The following is a 671-nucleotide window of genomic DNA, read 5'->3' on the forward strand; positions in this document are numbered from 1 at the left end:
GACCCACCACCAGAAATCCGTACTGGTCGACTTCGAGCTGCCGGAGCGGGCCATCGGCTTCGTCATGGGCCACAACATGCTCGACGAGTACTGGGACACCGACCACCACTCAGCCCTCGGGCGGCCCGACCCCAAGCAACCCGACGCGAAGGCCCATGCTCCTAACCGCGGCCCTCGTGGTGCCTTGCCGCGCCAGGACATCTCCTGCCAGATCACCGGCCGTATCCTCAGGGACCTGCACCACAACTTCGCCACCGCCTGGGCCAAGGAAACCGGTGAAGACCTGCAACGTTCACGCAACGTGGACGCGGTCGCCGTACAACTCAAGCCGCGTCCGGAATGCGGGACTCAACTGATGGCCCAGTTGCTGCGCACCCAGGCCCGAAGTGGGGTGCGCGATATCGAGGCGGGTTATCTGAAGGCGGTCAACAACGCTACCCAGTTCATCTACATCGAGAACCAGTATTTTCGCTGGCCCCCCCTGGCCGAAGCCATCACGCAGGCCGCGCAGGACCAGACCCGCGAAGGCCGCGACCCAGGCCTGCATGGCGCATTGCATTTGTTCGTGGTCACCAATGTCACGGACGACGGCATCGGCAAGGGCACCGTCAACACCCAGCGCATGCTGGAAAGCCTGGGGCGGGCCGACACCATTCCCGAGGTCACCAAGG

The 671-nt window shown here is 64.4% G+C and carries 1 pseudogene; it reads left to right on the forward strand.

The features are described from left to right. Positions 1-671: pseudogene (locus WFQ67_RS30185) on the forward strand (phospholipase); the annotation flags it as partial.

The organism is Pseudomonas sp. USHLN015, assembly GCF_037153275.1.
GTDB lineage: Bacteria > Pseudomonadota > Gammaproteobacteria > Pseudomonadales > Pseudomonadaceae > Metapseudomonas > Metapseudomonas tohonis.